17 protein-coding genes are annotated in these 21,293 nt (G+C 39.1%); 13 read left to right on the top strand and 4 right to left on the bottom strand.

The features are described 5' to 3' along the window. Nucleotides 1-237 precede the first annotated feature (237 nt). From rapZ to whiA, 3 genes are read left to right on the top strand one after another with little or no spacing between them, the layout of a single operon-like run. Nucleotides 238-1,128: an RNase adapter RapZ gene (gene rapZ, locus G7057_RS07195; RefSeq protein WP_166162369.1), complete on the top strand. Its 891-nt coding sequence runs from the start codon at nt 238-240 to the stop codon at nt 1,126-1,128. Continuing rightward, on the top strand, nt 1,125-2,135 hold the full coding sequence (locus tag G7057_RS07200; RefSeq protein ID WP_166162371.1) for a gluconeogenesis factor YvcK family protein: 1,011 nt from the start codon (nt 1,125-1,127) through the stop codon (nt 2,133-2,135). Before rapZ ends, G7057_RS07200 begins: the two co-directional genes overlap by 4 nt. Before the next feature lie 32 nt (nt 2,136-2,167). Beyond that, complete coding sequence (gene whiA, locus G7057_RS07205) at nt 2,168-3,109, top strand: DNA-binding protein WhiA (RefSeq protein WP_076767333.1); 942 nt, start codon at nt 2,168-2,170, stop codon at nt 3,107-3,109. A gap of 73 nt (nt 3,110-3,182) precedes the next feature. Here whiA and G7057_RS07210 read toward each other — a convergent pair whose 3' ends face one another. Beyond that, nucleotides 3,183-3,560, bottom strand: coding sequence for a single-stranded DNA-binding protein (locus G7057_RS07210; protein ID WP_166162373.1), 378 nt, complete (start codon nt 3,558-3,560; stop codon nt 3,183-3,185). Nucleotides 3,561-3,738: 178 nt separating this feature from the next. Here G7057_RS07210 and G7057_RS07215 point away from each other — a divergent pair, with 178 nt between their 5' ends. After that, nucleotides 3,739-4,452 carry a response regulator transcription factor gene (locus G7057_RS07215; RefSeq protein ID WP_076767329.1) on the top strand — a complete coding sequence of 238 codons (714 nt, stop codon included), beginning with the start codon at nt 3,739-3,741 and terminating at the stop codon, nt 4,450-4,452. Nucleotides 4,453-4,463: 11 nt separating this feature from the next. Further along, nucleotides 4,464-5,873 carry a sensor histidine kinase gene (locus G7057_RS07220; protein ID WP_227004568.1) on the top strand — a complete coding sequence of 470 codons (1,410 nt, stop codon included), beginning with the start codon at nt 4,464-4,466 and terminating at the stop codon, nt 5,871-5,873. A gap of 227 nt (nt 5,874-6,100) precedes the next feature. Here the strand turns inward: G7057_RS07220 and G7057_RS07225 are convergent, their stop codons facing one another. Both G7057_RS07225 and G7057_RS07230 read right to left on the bottom strand, forming a co-directional pair. Further along, nucleotides 6,101-6,334 (bottom strand): hypothetical protein, encoded by a 234-nt coding sequence (locus G7057_RS07225; RefSeq protein WP_166162375.1) that lies wholly within the window; start codon nt 6,332-6,334, stop codon nt 6,101-6,103. A gap of 81 nt (nt 6,335-6,415) precedes the next feature. Next, nucleotides 6,416-8,602 (bottom strand): LTA synthase family protein, encoded by a 2,187-nt coding sequence (locus G7057_RS07230; protein WP_166162377.1) that lies wholly within the window; start codon nt 8,600-8,602, stop codon nt 6,416-6,418. A gap of 217 nt (nt 8,603-8,819) precedes the next feature. Here G7057_RS07230 and G7057_RS07235 point away from each other — a divergent pair, with 217 nt between their 5' ends. Continuing rightward, nucleotides 8,820-10,010, top strand: coding sequence for a class I SAM-dependent rRNA methyltransferase (locus tag G7057_RS07235; RefSeq protein ID WP_166162379.1), 1,191 nt, complete (start codon nt 8,820-8,822; stop codon nt 10,008-10,010). Between the two features lie 453 nt (nt 10,011-10,463). Here the strand turns inward: G7057_RS07235 and G7057_RS07240 are convergent, their stop codons facing one another. Then, nucleotides 10,464-11,726: a BaiN/RdsA family NAD(P)/FAD-dependent oxidoreductase gene (locus G7057_RS07240; RefSeq protein ID WP_166162381.1), complete on the bottom strand. Its 1,263-nt coding sequence runs from the start codon at nt 11,724-11,726 to the stop codon at nt 10,464-10,466. Nucleotides 11,727-11,912: 186 nt separating this feature from the next. Here G7057_RS07240 and G7057_RS07245 point away from each other — a divergent pair, with 186 nt between their 5' ends. The 7 genes from G7057_RS07245 (at nt 11,913) to G7057_RS07275 (ending at nt 21,293) form a co-directional block, all read left to right on the top strand. Beyond that, nucleotides 11,913-12,443: a nitroreductase family protein gene (locus tag G7057_RS07245; RefSeq protein ID WP_166162383.1), complete on the top strand. Its 531-nt coding sequence runs from the start codon at nt 11,913-11,915 to the stop codon at nt 12,441-12,443. 125 nt (nt 12,444-12,568) lie between these two features. Continuing rightward, nucleotides 12,569-13,270 carry an ABC transporter ATP-binding protein gene (locus G7057_RS07250; protein ID WP_166162385.1) on the top strand — a complete coding sequence of 234 codons (702 nt, stop codon included), beginning with the start codon at nt 12,569-12,571 and terminating at the stop codon, nt 13,268-13,270. Nucleotides 13,271-13,286: 16 nt separating this feature from the next. Beyond that, nucleotides 13,287-17,117, top strand: coding sequence for an FtsX-like permease family protein (locus tag G7057_RS07255; protein ID WP_166162387.1), 3,831 nt, complete (start codon nt 13,287-13,289; stop codon nt 17,115-17,117). A 257-nt stretch (nt 17,118-17,374) separates the two neighbouring features. Beyond that, the gene (locus tag G7057_RS07260; protein ID WP_166162389.1) at nt 17,375-18,538 is read left to right on the top strand and encodes an ABC transporter substrate-binding protein; all 1,164 of its coding nucleotides are present in this window, start codon (nt 17,375-17,377) and stop codon (nt 18,536-18,538) included. A gap of 107 nt (nt 18,539-18,645) precedes the next feature. Next, nucleotides 18,646-19,524 (top strand): branched-chain amino acid ABC transporter permease, encoded by an 879-nt coding sequence (locus G7057_RS07265; protein ID WP_076767309.1) that lies wholly within the window; start codon nt 18,646-18,648, stop codon nt 19,522-19,524. Between the two features lie 9 nt (nt 19,525-19,533). Then, a complete protein-coding gene (locus G7057_RS07270; protein ID WP_166162391.1) occupies nt 19,534-20,523 on the top strand; it encodes a branched-chain amino acid ABC transporter permease in 990 nt (329 codons plus the stop codon). Beyond that, complete coding sequence (locus tag G7057_RS07275; RefSeq protein ID WP_166162393.1) at nt 20,520-21,293, top strand: ABC transporter ATP-binding protein; 774 nt, start codon at nt 20,520-20,522, stop codon at nt 21,291-21,293. Before G7057_RS07270 ends, G7057_RS07275 begins: the two co-directional genes overlap by 4 nt.

The following is a 21,293-nucleotide window of genomic DNA, read 5'->3' on the forward strand; positions in this document are numbered from 1 at the left end:
CATTGAAGTACGAAAAAACTGTTTAAATAAAACCGCTTACTTCCCTGTAGTAAAGGACTTCCATAGAGAATTATTATATTTTGATGAGGAGTGTAAAAATATATGCATTCAAAATTTAAATATAACGATAGAATTGAAATGTAAGCGAGAATATTTTCATAAATAACGAATAAAGATGTATACGACACGCCCGGTGTGTTATAATAATCTTTAAGCAAAGAAAGAGGAGGAATAATCATGGCTGATGTACTCGAACTCGTTATTATTACAGGCATGAGCGGTGCAGGGAAAACAGTTGTACTGCAAACATTTGAAGATTTAGGATATTTTTGTGTGGATAATATGCCGCCAAGCTTGTTGCCAAAGTTTTGGGAGCTTGTAAAAGAATCAGGGAAAATTAGCCGTGTCTGCTTAGTGATTGACTTACGCTCAAGAGCATTTTTTGACGAAATTATGACAGCTATTGGCAGCTTAGATAACACCTCATTTATTACAACAAAAACAATCTTTTTAGATGCGTCAGATGACGTTTTAGTTTCGCGTTATAAGGAAACCAGACGTAACCATCCACTAACTCAAACAGCTGGAACCCTATCAGAAGGAATTAAAAAAGAACGTGAACTATTAACGGATATTCGCAGCCGTGCACAGTGGATTGTGGATACAAGTAAAACAACGCCACGTCAATTACGTGAAATGATTTTAGAGAAATTCCAAGATAAAGAACATGGCTTGTTCCATATAGAGGTCGTATCCTTTGGCTTTAAATATAGTGCGCCGATTGATGCCGATATCTTGATGGATGTACGTTTTTTGCCAAACCCACATTATGTCGATGAATTGCGACCGTTAACGGGATTAGATAAGGCAGTCTATGATTATGTGATGCAACAGCCTGAAACAGAAACCTTTTACCGCAAATTTACTGATCTATTAGATTATATTATTCCCGGCTACAAAAAAGAGGGAAAAACGAGTGTCACTATCGGTATTGGATGTACAGGAGGTCAGCACAGATCCGTTGCCCTCACTGAACGCGTAGCCCTCCATCTTCAAAATGATGGTTATGTCGTGAACATCACTCATCGTGATAAAAACAAACGAAAAGAGGCTACGAATCGGTCATGAGTGAACTAATAAAATCCAAAAAACGCCAACATAAGATTGTTGTTTTGGGTGGAGGAACAGGTCTGCCTGTTATTTTAAAACAACTAAAACAATATAATGTTGATTTAACTGCTATTGTAACGGTTGCGGATGATGGCGGTAGTAGCGGTGTTATTCGTGACTATGTAAATATTATCCCACCTGGTGACATTCGTAACTGTATGAATGCCTTATCTGATTTACCTGATATATATAAGGAGATATTCCAATATCGTTTTGATTCCAGTGATGATTTCTTCTCGGGCCATGCGATTGGGAACTTAGTAATTGCGGCTTTAGCTGAAATGAAAGGGAGTATTTTTGATGCTGTTCGTTTGCTATCAACGATGATGCAAGTGAAAGGCAAAATTTTCGCTGCTGCTGAAGAACCATTAACCTTGTATGCTAAATTTGATGACGGACACATTGTTAAAGGCGAATCGAAAATCGCTGAACACCGTAAAAAAATTGAACATGTCTGGGTAAAACCGTTAGATGAGAGCCGAGAAGCGGTTGCTTCACGCGACGTGCTTCGTGCTATTAGTGATGCCGATGTTATTGTGATTGGACCGGGAAGTTTGTATACTAGCATTTTACCTAACTTAATGATTAGTAATTTAGGTCAAGCAGTTTTGAATGCAAAGGCTGAAGTGGTTTATATTTGTAACATTATGACTCAACTTGGCGAAACAGAAAACTTTTCTGATGCAGACCATGTAAAAGTCTTACATGAGCACTTAAATCAACCATTTATCAATACTGTATTGGTCAATACAGAAGAAGTCCCAAGTGAGTATTTGAATCAACAGGCAGACGAAGAATATCTCTTCCAAGTTCGCCACGATTTTCAATCCTTACGTGATGAAAACTGCCGTGTGATTTCAGCAGATTTTCTTAATTTAAAAGAGGGCGGCGTCTACCATGACGGCGAAAAAGTAGCCTCAGAAATTATTAACTTAATGTCATCAATGCGATTGAATACACTATAAACAAGTCACTACTAAAGAGAGGAGGAACAGCGATGTCATATGCTTCAGAAGTAAAAAAAGAGCTAACAACCTTAGAAGTTCACCGTGAACATGCTAAGGCAGAACTAACAGCGCTTATTCGAATGAATGGGTCGGTGAGTATTTATAACCAAAGTTTGGTCTTAAATATCCAATCAGAAAATGCAGCCATTGCTAGACGTATGTATTCATTATTGAAAGATCATTACAACTCAGAAGGTGAGTTACTCGTTCGCCGTAAAATGAAGTTGAAGAAAAACAATATTTATATTGTGCGCTTAAAGCACGGTGTAAGGGAACTTCTCGACGAATTAGAGATATTCGATGGGCTGAGTTTTAAGACTCATGTTTCAGAAGAGATTATGATGAATGAACAGAAGCAACGGTCTTATTTACGTGGTGCCTTTTTAGCAGGTGGCTCAGTAAATAGCCCGGAAACGAGTCGTTATCATTTAGAGATTTATTCTAACTATGAAGATCATAATCAAGATATTTGTCAGATTATGAATCAATTCGATTTTAACGCACGTACGATCGAGCGACGAAATGGTTATATTACTTATTTGAAAGAAGCAGAAAAAATTGCTGACTTTCTAGCTCTAGTAGGTGCTCACAATTCGATGATGCGTTTTGAGGATATTCGTATTGTTCGTGATATGCGTAACTCAGTTAACCGCTTAGTTAACTGTGAAAATGCTAATATGAATAAGACGATTGATGCTGCAGCTAAACAAATTGAAAATATTGAATTTATTGATGAAATGGTTGGATTAGATAAACTACCAATTAAACTGAAAGAAATCGCAGTATTACGATTAGAAAATCCAGATGTCAGCTTGAAAGAGTTAGGAGAAATGGTGCCAAGTGGTGAAATTTCTAAATCTGGTATCAACCACCGTATTCGAAAAATCAATGAGTATGCAGACAAACTAAGAAGTAAAGAAATTGTTTATTAGAACAGGCCGAGACATAGTCTCGACCTGTTTTTTTCTATACGGGTCTTCTCATGAGAGGTGAGTGAAGACCACTTTAAAAAGGGAGTTCGACAATATCAGGACTATCAGATGTAGTCGTTTGTGTATCCTGTTTCTTTTTAGGCTCGATGAAATGAAGATCATCAACAATCAGCTCAACAACATAGACTTTTTGATTGTTGCCATTTGTATAGGAACGAGAAGCTAAGCGACCGTTAACACCAATGAGCGACCCTTTTGAGCAGTATTGTTTCAATAAATGAGCAAGTTTATCCCAAACGACAATAGGGATAAAGTCGGCTTGGCTTTGACCATCCTCTTTTTTCTTGAGTCTCTGAACAGCTAAGGTGTTGTTAGCAACAAAACGTCCAGCTCCTACTTCCTGTAATTCAATCGGACGGACGATCCGTCCTATTAATGATATTTGATTCATGTTTATCACTCCTTTTATCTTCTATATATAATATCCGCAAAAGAAAAAATTTCCGTTTTTTTTCTTCACAAAAAGTTCAAAAAATCATGATACAGTAGTTGGGAAGAATCTTGCTTATTGAGAGAAAGCTAATCAATAATCGGTTATAATAGAGAAGACAGAAAGAAGGGTGACCGTCATGAATATATTAATGATTGAAGATAATGAAGCAGTCTGCGAAATGATGGATATGTTTTTTGAAAAGGAAGCTTGGCAACCCCAATTTGAAGGTGATGGCAAGCAAGGATTAGATGTATTTCTAGCAGACCAAGAAAAGTGGGATATGATTATCCTTGATTTAAACTTGCCAACGATGGATGGCATGCAAGTTTGCCAAAAAATCAGATCAGTATCAGACCACGTTCCCATTATTATGCTCACAGCTCGTGATTCGGAAAGTGATCAAGTGATCGGTTTGGAAATCGGGGCAGATGAGTACGTAACCAAACCGTTCAGTCCTTTGACTTTAATGGCAAGAATCAAAGCCCTGTATCGCCGCTCTAAATTAGCTAACCCGGTCAAAGAACCAGAGAATGACAGTCGGTTTGATATTACAACAAATCGCGTAAAAATTAGTACATCAACGCGTGAAGCCTTTCTTGATGATATTAGTATTGAAAGCTTAACACCTAAGGAATTTGAAATATTTGCTTTATTGGCTAGCCATCCTAAACAAGTTTTCTCCAGAGAGCACCTATTGACCAGTATTTGGGAAGACCCCTACTTTGGAGACGAGCGTACGATTGATGCTCACATTAAAAAGCTTCGTCAAAAAATTGAACAAGTCGGACCACAATTGATTCAAACGGTCTGGGGAGTCGGCTACAAATTCGATGACACCATAATCGAATAGGAGGAGACCATTTGAAATTTATTTATAAGCAACTTTGCTCCTTCTTTATTGTCATTTTTATTACGGCAACAGCAATTGGATTAATATTCGTTCGTTTCCTCGTTCATAACATTTATGAGCAAAAAGAAGAACAGCTCTTTGGTTATGCTGAAGCGATTATTGATGAAAGTATGACGACTCAGGAAATTCAGGCGGGTATGAAAATAGTTGCTCAGCAAGATGTACTCTTAGCCCTATATAATAGCAGTGATCGCTTAGTTTATCCTACTAACGATTCGAATTATGTGAGTGGTTTGAGTGGGCAGGACCTTGAACGTCTAAAAGAAGGCGAGCGAATTTCCTTAACTCAGCGAGACCGTGGCTTTATGAATGAGGAGATTTCGATTGTGACAGTCTATTTGCCACTCTTCAATAGCTTGTCTAAGGAATTTTCAGGTTTTGTGGCGGTTGCTTCACCTGTTAGTGGCATCCAGAGTGACATTAGTGACGTCCAGAAAAATATTATTCTAACCGTTTTAATGGTTGGCGGGATTGCAACAACGATAAGCTTTGGGATCGCTGACTATTTAACCCGTCGTATTACCCGTATGAGAAAGGCTACCAATGAAATTGCGCAAGGAAACTTCGATATTTCACTGGTTGACTATCAGAAAGATGAATTCGATGAACTGTCTCGTGACTTTAATGTCATGGCCAAGTCTCTGAAAGAATCGCAAGAAGAGATTGAACGGCAAGAAAATTTGCGCCGGCAGTTTATGATGGATATCGCCCATGAAATGCGCACCCCATTAACCAGTATTAATGGTATTTTAGAAGGCTTAGCTCATGATATGATTCCAGAAAAGAGTAAAGGCCGAAGCATCGCCCTCATGCATCAAGAGACGAAACGAATGATTCGGATGGTGAATGAAAATCTAGACTATGAAAAAATCAGGTCGAATCAATTGGTCTTAGTGAAGCAGGAATTTCATATTGGTGAGGCTTTGTTAAATGTGCAAGAACAACTTGAAAAGAAGGCAGCTAGCAAAGGAAACCAAATTAAGGTGACTGTTGCGCCGGCAGACTTACAGGTCTACGCAGACTATGATCGTTTCATCCAAATCATTGTGAATCTCACCAACAATGCTATTCAGTTTACTGATCAGGGGCAAATTCATTTGTCGGCTGAGGAAACTGATCAGGCTGTCGTTATAAAGGTGACGGATAATGGTATTGGAATCGATGAAGGAGATATTCATTCTATTTGGGAACGGTTCTACAAGGCTGATATTTCACGTAAAAATAATAAATTTGGTGAAAGTGGTATTGGTTTAGCTATTGTACGGTCACTGGTTGAAAAGCATGATGGACAAATAGCAGTTAGCAGTGTGCTAAATGAGGGGACGACCTTTACCATTACATTTCCTAAAAAAATAAGTTAGATAAAAAGCCTCCAACTCTGATTTTGAACTGCCCCCTGTCAAGTAGACAGGTAAAAAAACAAAATAGTTTATGCCATGTATAACGTTTGTTGTGCATGGCATTTTTAATTGCCCCCGTATTGGGTGTTGGCGAAGGAAATGCCCTCCGGCCTTCGTGTTTGCTTGTGGATTGCCGTGGGACCGCCCGGAGCCAAGGTCTCCGGGCTTGCGCGCCAGCTGACTGAGCGTCACTCCTTCTTGCAAGTGCTCCTGGACAACCGTTTCCTTGAAGGCTCGGCTGTAAGTATTATTTTTTGCCTGGCTCTGAATGCCGGACATGCCATGTTCCAGGTAGCGAAGGTCGTTTCGGCTAACAACAATCCATAATCCTTCTTTAATTCCCGATAACTTTTTCCTTCTTCCAGATAGAACTGGATATACCTTTCCAGTTCTTCAGTTGTATGTTTCCTATTTGAACGCATAAAAACTCCCCCTAAAATAGTTTTACTTTTTCAAGTGTCTACTTTAGGGGGAGCATATCATTTTGAGTTGGAGGCTTTGCTTTATTCCATTTCTTGTGTTTGCGTGTCGTCGGCAGATTCTTCTACATCTGTTTCTTCTGTTTCGACTTGGTTAGCTGGAAACTCAGGTGCATCAGTTTGATACAGTGGCACAGTAGACTCATCTTTGTTTTTCTTCAAGACGGATGTACTGTCTTCGCCTGCTTCTAAATAATCGTTTAACAATTGACCTGGAGAATCCAAGTAATTAACAGATTCTTTATCAGCTGGTGTAAAGTTAGCTGGTGAGTAGAAACGAAGTAGGTCGCCATTTAAGACTTGATCAGACATATTTAATTGGGTTTGACCGACTTCTTTCAGGGCAAGTACTTCTTTTGTTAAATCTGTCTCAACATCGAGTGTTGTTGCTAGCATACGACCAGATTTTGTATCGTAAACATAGCTATCTAAGATAGTATAATCTGGTGTCACGAGCGTTCCATTTCTAAAGACAACAGTTTGGTCATGCTCGTCAGAAAGTAAATCTTGTCCCATTTGAACGTAAGATTCTGTTTCGACACCGAGTAAATGAAGAACAGTTGGTAGAACGTCAACTTGTCCACCGAATGTGTCTTTGATTTCGCCGCTACCAATTCCTGGAATATGGATGATAAACGGTACACGTTGTAGCATAGTGTTTTGGTAATCATTCCAAAGAGTTGGACTCTTGCCAAGCAATGGTGCTAACGTACGATTTCTTGAGTTTGAAATACCATAGTGGTCACCGTATAAGACAAACATGGTGTTATCATATAGATCGATTTCTTTCAAGTATTGGAAAAATTCTTCCAATGCTTGATCGGCATAGTGAACTGTATTGAAGTAGCCGTTAATGGTTTGATCAGTTGTATCAGGAATATCAAAAACAGTGTTTAATTCATCATCTGGGAATGGGAAGTGATTAGAAACGGTAATAAATTTCGAATAGAAAGGTTGTTCCATTTTTTCTAAATATTGAGCCGATTCTTGGAAGAATAGTTTATCTTTCAAGCCGTATTCCAATGAATTTTCTTCATTAAGAGTGTAGCTTGTTTCAGAACTAAAGAAATAATCATAACCCATTGATTTATAAACGTTATCACGGTTCCAAAATGATCCCACATTACCGTGGAAAACAGCTGATGTATAGCCTTTTGATTTCAACAATTGTGGACCTGAATGTAAGACGTTCTCAGCACCTAGTTGTGTAAAGGCAGAACCTTGTGGCAAGCCGAATAATGAATTATCAACGAGCAACTCAGCATCACTTGTTTTTCCTTGGCTTGTTTGGTGGAAGAAGTTTTCAAAACTATAAGAGTCTTCACTATTGTAAAGGCTGTTTAGGAAAGGTGTCACTTCACTTTCAACACCATTTTCTTCAACCATAGATAGGTTCATTAAAAATTGTTGCATACTTTCCAAGTGGATAAAAATCACGTTACGGCCTTCAGCTTGACCGAAGTAAGTAGCGTTAGCTGCTGCGTGATGGTCTTCTAAGTAATCTAAAACAGGTGCCATATCTGAACTATCTGCGCTGGCACGAACCGAGTTAGCTTGGGCTGTTTTAACACTGTCATAAGCTGTGTATACATTTAAACCTAAGTATTTTACAATGTAGTTACGGTCAAATGTCCGTGTCAGTAGTTGTGGACGGTCAATTTCTGCTAGACTTAAGTTACCGAAGAATACGCCGACTGCCAAGGCTAATGTAGCAAAAGCGTATTGCTTTTTAAAGGCTTGTTCGGTATTTGAAAAAGAGACCTTCTTTTTATATAGGAAAAGAAGTAAAATGAAATCAGCCCAGTAGAGAATATCACGCATATTTAACATGGTAATTGCACTGGTTCCGATACCGCCGCTTAAAGAAAAGGCGCTGAGAATCGTTTTGATTGTAATGAAATCCGTGAATTCTCGGTAATACAGAATATTTGAAAACAAGAGTAATGTATTTAATGCATACAGAACCAAGAGTGCGCGGTAACCTTTTTTAGCGTCCGAGAACAGTAACGAGATCCCGAAGATAAGTAAGGTACTCGCAAGTGGATTAATAAACAAGAGCAGTTGTTGATAAAAACCATCAACTCCTAAAGAAAATTCCAATTGATAAGCAAGGTAAGTTTTCAGCCAGAATAGTAGGACCGCAATAAGAAAGAAACCGTAACGCTTAGGGTTGGTCTCTTTGATTTTTTGAAACAAGGTTATCCCCTCCATATGGACATATTTTATCAGTAAGTTTCAAGGTTTATTTTCATAAAAAAACGAATTGTATCTTTTCTGTTAAAAAAGTGTAAATTCGTATATGTATTATATGACTACCGTTATTAACAGTCAAATAAAGTTATGCGTTTGATGACTATTCTTAATGTTTATGTTGTAATATTGTGATAAAAGGCTTGAAAGTGAAAAAGAAATGAGAGTAGGAAATAAGATGAGTACAAGAAGAGCAATCAGTGTGACGCAAAAATCAGCGTCTTTTATTAGAAAAGGTGATCCTTTATTGGTGAAAGAAAGTTTTCCTAAAGAGCTTCACTTTGAAGAAGGAGAAGTCGTGTCATTAGTTGACCCACAAGGGCAGTTTGTAGCTAATGCTTACTTAGCTATTCAAAACAAAGGATTAGGTTGGATTTACAGTTATCACAAGGAAGAGGCGTTTGACCAAACCTTCTTTATCCAGCAATTCCACACGGCTTTAGCGAGACGTCAAGCTTTGTTAGATGATGAGATGACGACTGCTTTTCGTTTGTTTAACGCTGAAGGAGATGGTATTCCTGGTGTAACGATTGACCTTTATGATAGTTATGCGGTTTTCTCTTGGTACAGTAAAGGCGTTTACCGTTATCAAGCAGAATTGATTGAAGCCTTTAAACAAGTTTTTCCATTTGTAACAGGTATTTACGAAAAAAACCGCTATCAATCAGATGATCAGGCAGCTAGTGATTTTGTAGAAGGCCAACAAGCACCAGAACCGCTTTACGTCAAAGAGAATGGTGTCATGTATGCGACTTACTTAGATGAAGGTTGGATGACGGGTATCTTTTTAGACCAACGTCATGTTCGTCAAGCGATTATGGAACGTTATGCGAGTGGTAAGTCTGTCCTCAATACCTTTAGTTATACGGGGGCATTTTCAGTAGCCGCTGCTATGGGTGGCGCTGCTCATACAACCAGTGTGGATGTTGCTAATCGCTCTTTGGAAAAAACGAAAGAACAATTTGTCGTGAATGGCATTGACCCAGATACGCAACTCATTCGTGTGATGGATGTTTTTGATTACATCCAATACGCTAAACGTAAGTCGTTAGCCTTTGATTTGATTGTCGTTGACCCGCCATCATTCGCCCGTACTAAGAAACGGACATTCTCAGTGGTCAAAGACTACAGTAAAATGGTTGAAGATTTAATTGATATTTCAGCAGATGATGCGATTTTTGTTTGCTCATCCAACGCCGCTAACTACAAGCGCGATAAATTCAAAGCAGACATTGAAAAAGCCTTTAAAAATAAAGAAGTGGGCTGCCGCATTTTAGAAGAGCACCGCCTACCAGAAGACTTCCCAGCACCAGCTGCCAGTCAAACAAGCCAATATTTAAAAGTCTTTATTATTCAAAAGACTAAATAGAAAATTGCTCCTACAGTTGTTTGCTCCAAAACAGCTGTGGAGTTTTTTTATAGACTAGAGGATTATAAGTTCAGCCATCAATGTCTAGCTCCCAAGTCCTGGCCTACTGAAAAAAAGATAAATTTGCCCCATTGCGCGCTTCGCTGCTCATTCAGGGTCAAATTTCCTATTTTTTCATAGGCCAAGGCGGACTTGTCCGCTTTTCTTAGTTAAATAGTCGATACAGCTGGATTTGAAGTTTTGTATCGACAAAAATGAGCGATACGAAACAAAAATGGACTTGGGAATATTCCCAAGTCCATTTTTTATATACGAATAATTGTTGCGCAAACGTGCTCAAAAAGGCAGCCCCGACATGCGTTTCCCGAATAATACTCGGATGGTCTACGACCACCCTGCGTTTTTTCGGTCCAACGATTCGGGGCTAAACGCCTTTTTTCCCACTCTCTTTTATTAGTCATCGATTGCGGCATGATAGCCAGAAGTATGCCCAGTAACGAAGGCACCTGTAATATTATAGCCACCTGTATAGCCATTGTAGTCCAATAACTCACCACAGAAATATAAACCGGGCATTAGCTTACTTTCCATTGTCTTCGGATTGACTTCCTTAGTAGAGACACCACCACCGGTAACAAATGCTTTGTCTAGTGGATGTGTGCCATCAGCTTGGAAGGTAAATGATTTACAAAACTCTGCAAATGCTTGAATGTCTTTAGGGTTCAATGATTTAAGTGTTTGGTTTGGATCGATTCCTACACGCTCAAGCCCAAATAGTAAATAGCGCTCTGGCATTAAATCTTTCCAACCATTTTTAACACTTTTATCTGCGTGTTCTTTAATAAGCTTTTGCATGTCTTGTTGAAGCTGTCCCAGACTTTGTTCTGGAAAAACATCCAAACTCATAGTTACAATGTCTACTTTATCGCGTTTCTTTGTTTGATGAATAAACATGGAACAACGAAGGGCAGCAGGGCCAGAGACACCAAAATGGGTAAAAATCATATCCATTTGATGATTGGTCACTTTTTTACCTTTTTTATTTAAGACACTTAAGGCAACGTTTCTTAGTGATAAACCTTTTAGAACACGTTCTTTAATAAAGGGTTCTGGTGACGTAATCGGAGCTTCTGTTGGATAAAGCTCTGTAATCGTATGACCGACTTCTTTAGCAAAACGGTAGCCATCGCCTGTTGAACCTGTTCGAGGTAATGACTTTCCACCAGTAGCTAAAACAATTCGGTCTGCCGGCAGAATTTCACCGGAGTCGAGTTCAACACCTTCAATAGCGTTGTTCTGAGAATAGATAATTTTAGCAACTGTTGCGTTGGTCCGAACCGTCACGCCTTGTCTTTTCAGTTCTTCAATAAAGGTTTCCAGGATAGTTCTTGCGCGGTCTGTGACCGGGAACATTCGACCATGGTCTTCCTCTTTGAGTGCAACACCACGTGATGTAAAATATTTCATAATATCGAATTGGTTAAATTGGTTAAAGGCGCTGTGTAAAAAACGGCCATTACCAGGGATATGAGCAATGATTTCTTCTTCAGGTCGGTTATTAGTAACATTACATCGGCCTCCACCAGTAAGCAGCAGTTTTTTGCCGAGATCTTTGTTTTTTTCAACGATTGTTACGGCTGCACCAAATTCTGCAGCAGTGGCAGCAGCCATTAGGCCACTTGATCCGCCACCAATGACGATAACGTTTTTCTTCATAATAGTTTCCATCCCTTTCTAGGGGTCTTGATAAGACTATTTTAACATAATCAGTGGTCTCAACCTATGCAAAGATTGTTCACAATTTTATTTAAAAAATGGCTGAAAATAATGGACAAATAGCGTATAATATTAAAAAATGATGAATTTGCTTTATTAAGCGATTAACAGAAAGAAGGCAGAAAAATGGAATTTGAAAAAGTTATTGCTCAAAATCATACGAGTGAGCATTTTAAGGGGATACATTTAACCCGAGCACAGATTGAAAGTATCGTTAAAGCTGGACAATCAGCACCGATTATTGATGAGCTGCGAGACCAATTCCATATTTCTGTGATTAGCAGTGAACGTGCATTGGAATACTTAACAGAAAGCGGTAAGAATATTCCAGCTGATTTAATAGAAGAAGTGAGTTTAGGTGGACCTGTTTACTTTATTATTTCTGTTAAGGAAAGTGACTTGTCTGAAGAATCTGCCTACCTTTATGCAGGCATTGTAATGGGTAACATGCAATTACAAGCAACCAATAGTTTCTTGGGTTATCGATTTGCCTCTGAACAAAAGAAAGTTACTTTAATCGACCAAGTTTTAAAAGAGCGTTTAGAAATTCCCCAAGATTTTAAACCTGTTCAAGTTTTGAAAGTTGGTTACGTTGAAGAGGATATCAAAAAGAGAAAAGTTTCGCATGGCGAAGTTTTAACTAATATCATTAAGTAATGAAAAGCACCGCCGTGTTCGCCAAGGACACGGTGGTGCTTTATCTATTTAACAATTTTAAGTATAATAATATCAAAGAAAGCAATTTTGACTATTTATTTATAATATAGAAGAGAAGTGAAGGCATGAGTTATGTAAGCTTAAAAAATATTAGTAAATACTACCAAATGGGTGACAATAAAATTGTTGCGAACGATAATATAAACTTTGATATTGAAAAAGGTGAATTTGTTGTTATTTTGGGTCCGTCAGGGGCTGGGAAGTCAACCGTCTTAAATATATTGGGCGGCATGGATATGGCTAGTGAAGGTGAGATTATCATCGGTGGCACTAATATTGCTGACTACACAGAAAAAGAACTAACGACTTATCGTCGATTAGATGTTGGATTTATTTTCCAGTTTTATAATTTAGTTCCTAACCTTACTGCTAAGGAGAATGTAGAATTAGCATCGCAAATTTCTGGAAAGGCCTTGGATGCTGAAATGGTTCTGAATGCAGTAGGCTTGGAACAGCGTATGGATAATTTTCCTGCCCAATTGTCGGGGGGAGAGCAACAGCGTGTGGCCATTGCGCGAGCGATTGCTAAACAACCGAAGCTACTCTTATGCGACGAGCCAACGGGTGCCCTTGATTATGAAACAGGCAAACAAATTTTGTCCTTATTGCAAGATACCTGTCGTAATACAGGCACGACGGTCATTGTGATTACGCATAACCAAGCCATTGCCCCAATGGCAGACCGTATTATTGAAATAAACAATGCCAAAGTTCGGGCAATCCGCCAGAACCCTCAACCAAAGGATGTTTCAGAAATAGAATGGTAAAGGACTGACAACTGTAATGAAGAAGAAAGCACTATGGAAAGATATTTGGAAGGAAGTTTCCAATAATAAGGCACGATTTATTGCCTTGCTCGCCATCATTACATTAGGTGTTGGTTTTTATGCAGGTATTAGTGCGGCAGGACCAGACATGTTGAAAATCGCTAATAATTATTACCGAGATAACCAACTTTTCGATTTGAAAATTTTATCTACTTACGGCATTGTCGATAAGGACATCGAAGCAATCGAAGAAGTTCATGGCCTAACATTCGAGGCAGTTAGCACCATAGATGTGGCGGTTGAAGCCGATGCTTACCTATTAAAACTGTATCCTTATCAAGCAGGCAAGCAAAGCATGAATAACTTTGAGATAGAGTCTGGTCGCTTACCTCAAAAAACAGGTGAAATCGCATTAGATGCTAGCCAACTATTGAAGAGTAGCTATCAAATTGGTGATCAAATCCATTTTGACATAGATAACCAAGAAGAGAGCGCCGACGAAGAGGCAACGATTCAAGTCATTGATCAAAGCTATACAGTGGTTGGTTTTGTTCATTCGCCTATTTATATTGAAAACATTTCAAGGGGAAATACTACTGTTGGAAAGGGGACTTTAGATGGGTTCGGTGTTGTTGTAAGAGATGATATAACCGCCGATATTTATTCAGAGGTCTATGGACGCTTTAACAATAGCGAGTCTCTCATCGCTTATACAGAAGAGTATGAATCCTTAGTCGACAAAAAAGCCAATGAAGTAGAAGTCACTTTGAATGGCCGGCCGATTGAACGGATCAATGAAATCCGCAACGATGCCCGTAAAGAGCTATTTGACGCAGAAAAAGAACTGGAAAGCGCTCGTCAACAATTGAAGGATGCTGAAGAAGAATTACTATCGGCCCGCCAAGAACTGGATGAAGGCAGAGCAGAATATGAGGCAAATCAGGCACTCTTCGACAGAGAAATTTCAGCTGGACAAGCCCAACTTGCCCAAGAACAGGCCAAACTAGATAAAGCTTGGGCAGACTATCGTAGCGGTCTGGATCAGTGGCAAGAAAATGCCCGAAGCTATGCCGATGCTCAGGCAAATTGGCAAATTCAACGCGATCAGCTACTCCAACAACTAGATGCGGCAGTTTCTATAGAAGCTCTAGCGGAGAATCCAATTCCAACGCCCGAAGGAAAGGCGTTAGGAGAGCAAATCCAATTATTATTGGATGGAGAAGCGGAAGTTGAAAGTGCCCAAAGCCAACTTGAAATTTATGGTGAAAGTTTGCAAGCTCAAGAACAATTATTGGAAGAAGGACAAGCAGATCTACTGCTTGCTAAAGACCGATTAAACCAAATCCAATCCGATTTAACAGCTGCGGAAACGGCTCTTCAGTCACAAACAGATTTGTTGGCTAACCGTCAGAGTCAATTGCAACTGGTGAAGGAAATTTTACAAACACCTTATGACTCACTAACGGAAGAACAGAAATCGACCTATTTACAAGCGCTAAATGACCAAGGAGCTCGCACGGATTTGTTTGCTTCAACCCTCGCTTATTTAAAAGGAGAAGCTACAGCTGATACCATTCCCTTATCGGAAGAAGAACGCCTCCAATCCAGCTTAGCGACTGGCATTAACCAACAAACAGAAACAGTTAGTAGACTCCAATCAAACGCTTCAACCCTTCAAGCAACTATTAAGCAAGCTGAAACAGATTTATTAGACCAAGGTCAGATGCTGACTAATGCAAAAAATGTCTATGCAACGAGTGTGGCTAATCTTGACCAAAAACAAAAAGAATTAACACAAGCTAAAAACATCTTACAAAATAAAGTGCAACTCGCTATGCAAGACATTCAAAACCAAGTGGTTAAGGCGGATAAGCAGTTTGAAGACCAAGCAGATGCATTAGAAGCGGCTCGAACAGAATTAGCTGCTGGTCTTAGCGAACTTGAGTCAGGACAAGCTGAAATCGATAAGGCATACAGTCAATTGAACGCTGAGAAAGTGGCAGGACAAGAAGCACTTGATGATGCTCTTCAACAATTAGAAGAGGGAGAAGCGGACTATTCAGAAGGGTTTGCTAGCTTTGAGTTAGAACGGATAAAAGCAGAAGATGAAATAGCAGATGGCGAAGCAGAATTGGCGACAGCCAAGCAAGAGCTAGCAGATTTAGATACGCCTGTTTATTTTGTTCAAGATCGGACAGTTAATCCCGGTTATCAAAGTTACCGTGATAATGCAGATCGTATTTCTGCTATTGCAACCATTTTTCCGATATTCTTTTTCTTGATTGCAGCTTTAGTTAGTTTTACGACGATGACTCGTATGGTTGATGAGCAGCGTCAACAAATGGGAACGTTAAAAGGATTAGGCTATGGCAATCTTGATATTGCAAAGAAATTTGTAGTCTATGCTGCAGCCGCTTGTTTTGGAGGAACAGTTTTAGGATTATTAATTGGCTATAACTTGTTCCCAAGAGTAATTGTAAAAGCCTACAGCACCTTATATACTCTGCCAGAACTAAACATTAGCTACTACCTATCTTATGGCATCCTATCTTTACTAGTAGCGTTACTTTGTACGATTGGCCCGGCTGCTTATACAGCTCACCGCGCCCTAAAAGAAAGCCCAGCTTCAATGATGAGACCGAAGTCACCAAAAAATGGCAAGCGTGTCTTACTCGAACGGCTGCCATTTATTTGGAACCACCTAGGATTTAATGGCAAAATTACCGTTCGTAATCTTGTTCGCTATAAATTAAGAAATAGCATGACGATTATTGGTGTCGCAGGGAGTACGGCTCTCATTCTAACTGGTTTTGCCATTACCAATTCAATATCTGGCTTGGCACGTATTCAGTTTAGTGAAATTGCTACTTACGATGCGGTAGTTGCCTTAGCTGAAAATCAAACGGCTGAGGCTGAAGCAGGTTATCAGCAATTGAAAGATGCTTATTCACAATTGGATAATAGTTTATTAACCTTACAGGCATCTTATAAAGCAGATCGACCAAGCATTTCTACCCAAGATGTAACCATTTTTGTGCCAGAGACAACGGATAACTTAGCCGATTTTGTAAAGTTAAAGGACCGCAAGAGTGATGAATCTTATCAATTAACTGACGACGGTATTATCGTAACAGAAAAGCTAGCACGTTTAATGGCCGTTGAAGTGGGGGATGAATTAGTTATTCGTGATGACCAAGAAGTGAGCTATCGTATGCCGGTTCAAGCGATTACTGAGAATTATACGGGACATACCATCTACTTAACGGCAGCTTTATATGAAGAAATTTTTTCTGAACGCTTCGAGGCCAACACAGAATTATTGACATTTAAAGAAAAAGGGGACTGGGAACGACAGTTTGCTGAGGAGAGTATGGAAGCAGGCTACATTAACTTGATTACATTTATCGATACAATCGATAAACAATTCTCCGATACTTTGGAAATATTGGATTTAGTAACGGTGGTCTTGATTATCTCAGCTGCAGCCCTAGCCTTTATCGTCCTTTATAATTTGACCAATGTGAATGTATCAGAACGGATTAGAGAATTATCAACGATTAAGGTGCTCGGTTTTTATCATACGGAAGTAAGCATGTATATTTATCGCGAAACACTTATTTTAAGTTTACTAGGGATTTTAGCTGGATTTGGACTGGGCCGTTTACTAACCGTAGTCATCCTAGGTATGGTTGAAGTGGACTTTATGCTCTTCCCAATTACCATCTCATTGTCGAGTTATCTCTATTCTTTCTTGTTGACCATTCTATTTTCTATGATTGTTATGGTCATTATGCACTATAAATTAAAACATGTTGATATGATTGAGGCGCTCAAGTCAGTTGAGTAGTTGTCTAAGAAATGGAGTTAGTTGCTTGCTAGCTCCATTTTTTTTAAAAATGAAAGAAAAGATGATTTTCAAAATGAAAAGGAGGAGGAAATTGACTTTTTGATAGAAAAAAAGAAAAAGGTTCAAAAACAGGTTGCTTAAATTGTCAGAATATTCTATACTATGAACATTAAAAATTAAGGAGAAAAAAGAAATTCTCCTAATTTTATAAACTATCAACAGCAAAGATGAACTGCGTTGAACATGGAGGAATATATATGAAGAAAAAGTTTTGGTTAGGACTAGCATCTACAGTGCTATTGGCTGCATGTGGAAACGGGGCAGATTCTGATTCATCAAATGGTGGGGCAGCAGATGCGTCAGGCGCAGTAATTGGTGGTAACTTTGAATTATCAGGCGGTGCAAGTGCATACGGTACGCCAATGGATCAAGGTGTAAAACTTGCTGTTGAAAACATTAATGATGCTGGTGGTGTCTTAGGTGAAGACGTTACTTACATCAGCTATGACAACAAAACAGAACCTCAAGAAGCAGCCAGTGTTGCGACTCGTTTAGCAACAGAAGACAATGTTTCAGCAATCATCGGACCTGCAACAACAGGTGATGCGAATGCTCAAACACCAGCTGTAACGCGTGCAGGTGTGCCAGCGATTTTACCAGCTGCAACAGGTGACTCTGTAACGAAAGACGGCGAAACAGTATGGGAATATATTTTCCGTGTTTGTTTCCAAGATTCATTCCAAGGAGAAGTTTTAGCTAACTTTGCTCAAAACAATCTATCTGCTACAAAAGCAGTTATTGTTGTTGATAACTCAACTGACTATGGTGTGGGATTAGCAGATGCCTTTAAAGATGTCTTCACGGGTGAGATTGTCCAAGAAGAAGTATTCTCAACGGGAGATACTGACTTCCAAGCGATTTTAACAAATATCCGTAACTTAGACTACGACGTTATTTTTATCCCAGGTTACTATGAAGAAGCTGGTTTGATTATCAAACAAGCTCGTGAAATGGGAATTGAACAACCTATTTTAGGACCAGACGGTTTTGCTAACTCAGTATTGGTTGAATTAGCAGGCGCTCAAAATGTGAACGATGTGTACTATACAGGACACTTCACACCAAATAGCGATGACCAAAAAGTAAAAGACTTCTTAGCAGAATATGAAGAAACTTACGGTGTAGCGGCTGACTCATTTGCAGCCTTGGCTTACGACGCAGCTAACTTAGCATTTGCAGCAATGGAAGCAGCTGGATCAACTGATCCTCAAGATGTAACAGATGCGCTAACAACAATTACAGACTTTGAAGGTATTACAGGAACATTCTCATTGGATGAAAACCATAATCCAATTAAAAACACATTCGTTATCGAGCTTCAAGAAGGTGTTGAAGTAGCGAATACAGTTGTAGAACCATAGAAATAAAGATTATTATTGTTAATGCTTTTCGAAAGGAGGCTAGGACATCTGTCTCAGCCTCCTTTTCTGCGGAAAGTATCATTAAAAAGAAAAAAAGAGGTGTCATTATGGAGAGCTTTATCCAGCAGATGATAAACGGAGTCTCACTGGGAAGCATCTACGCGCTAATCGCACTTGGATACACCATGGTGTACGGTATTATTAAATTGATTAACTTTGCACACGGTGATATTTACATGGTCGGTGCTTATGTTGGTTATAGCTTAATTAGTAATGTTGGGCTTAGTCTTGTACCAGCGCTTATTCTATCCATGTTATTTTGTGCGATTCTAGGTGTTTTGATTGAGAAGGTGGCTTACAAACCACTAAGAGGAGCAACGCGAATTGCGACTTTAATTACCGCAATCGGGGTTTCTTATTTATTACAGAACTTGATGATTTACTTTATGGGAGCAGGGAGAAGAGCCTTCCCATCTGCTTTAGAAAATCACATTTTTAAATTTGGTAACATCGCTATTAATAGCCAACAAATTACCATTATTTTAACAACTATTTTCTTGATGATTGCTTTACAAGTCATTATTAAATACACCAAAATGGGTAAAGCCATGCGTGCGGTTAGTACCGATATGGATGCTGCCCAATTAATGGGGATTAATGTGGATAATGTCATTTCCTTTACCTTTATTTTAGGATCTGCCTTAGCAGGTGCAGCAGGAGTATTAGTTGGTATTTACTATAATTCAATTAATCCACTTATGGGTGTGACACCCGGTTTGAAAGCCTTCGTAGCAGCTGTGTTTGGCGGTATCGGTATTGTACCGGGTGCCATGGTTGGTGGCTACTTAATTGGTGTCATTGAAACAATGGTTAGTGCTTACGGTGGGTCAATGTATAAAGATGCAGTTGTTTACCTCATCTTGATTATTATCCTTATTGTGAAGCCATCTGGTATCTTCGGCAAGAATACAAAAGAGAAAGTGTAGGTGAGTCAGATGAAACAATTTAATAAATACAATCTGGGTTGGCTTATCCTCACTGTTGTTGCAGCGGTAGCATTGTATATAGGTGTTAGCACACGAACTATTTCTGCCTTTCACCAAATCACTTTAGTTTCGATTATGATTAACATTATTTTAGCGGTTGGTTTGAACTTGGTTATCGGTTTTTCTGGACAGTTCTCACTCGGACACGCTGGTTTTATGGCCATTGGTGCTTATAGCGGTGCCATTGTTGGCGATAAGGTAGACGGTATTGGCGGTTTCCTACTTGGTTTAGTAGTGGGCGCGGTTCTAGCTATGTTAGTGGCTTTGATTGTCGGTATTCCAACCTTGCGTTTAAAGGGTGACTATTTGGCTATTGCCACTTTAGGGGTGGCTGAAATTATCCGAATTATTATTATTAATATTCCGGATATTACTAATGGTGCACGTGGGATTACTGGTATTGCCTTTCCATTTGATTCGAATACATCCTTTATTATGGTTGCTTTTATCATGGTCGTTTTATCGACTATCGTAACAGTTAACTATATTAAGAGTAGTCCAGGTCGTGCGACCATTTCTATTCGAGAAGATGAAATTGCAGCAGAATCAATGGGAGTTAATACGACTCTGTATAAAGTAATTGCTTTTATGATTGGGGCTGCAACGGCGTCTATAGCAGGTTCGTTATATGGGACATTCTTTAGTGTAATCAACCCAAGTGATTTTACATTCCAACGTTCAGTTGATATTTTAATCATTGTTGTATTTGGCGGTATCGGTAGCGTAACAGGCACATTTGTGGCGGCTGTTGTACTTGGTATTTTGAATACATCGTTGCAATCCTTTGGAGAGATGCGGATGATTATTTATGCGCTAGCTTTAATTGCGATTATGGTTTTCCGTCCAGGTGGGTTATTGGGCAACAAAGAGTTTACTATTTCAGCTTTGCTTGATCGTAAAAAACGCCAGCCAAAAACAGATAAGGAGGCAGGACAATGAGTTTACTAGAAGTAACAGATTTAACCAAAAACTTTGGCGGTCTTGCTGCCTTGTCTAACGTCGATTTTCGATTAGAGGAAAATGAATTAGTTGGTTTGATTGGGCCTAACGGTGCTGGGAAAACGACTTTCTTTAACTTATTGACTGGTGTTTATGTGCCATCAGAAGGGGATATCATCCTAGAGAATGATGGCCAAAAAATAAAATTAAATGGTAAAAAACCGTTTAAAATTACTGACTTAGGGCTAGCAAGAACGTTTCAAAATATTCGTCTGTTTAAAGATTTGAGTGTCATGGATAATGTTTTAATTGCTTTCCATAGTAAAAAAGGTGTGGGTAGCTTACATAGTATTTTCCGAACACCAAAATTTTATCAAAATGAAGAAGCCATGAAAGCAGAAGCATTAGAGCTATTAAAGATTTTTCGTTTAGACGGAAAAACAGATACATTAGCCCGCAACTTGCCATATGGTGAACAACGTCGTTTAGAAATTGTTAGAGCGCTAGCAACACAACCGAAAATTTTATTTTTAGATGAGCCTGCTGCAGGGATGAACCCGCAAGAAACAGCTGAATTAACAGACCTCATTCGTCAAATTCAACAACAGTTCAAAATTACGGTTGTTTTAATTGAACACGATATGTCGCTTGTTATGACGGTATGCGAACGCATCTACTGTTTGGAATACGGCCGTTTAATTGCAGAAGGAACCCCTGAAGATATTCAGAAAAATCCTGCAGTTATTAAAGCTTACTTGGGAGGAGACTAG

It is taken from the genome of Jeotgalibaca arthritidis, from assembly GCF_011100465.1.
Classification (GTDB): Bacteria; Bacillota; Bacilli; order Lactobacillales; family Aerococcaceae; genus Jeotgalibaca; species Jeotgalibaca arthritidis.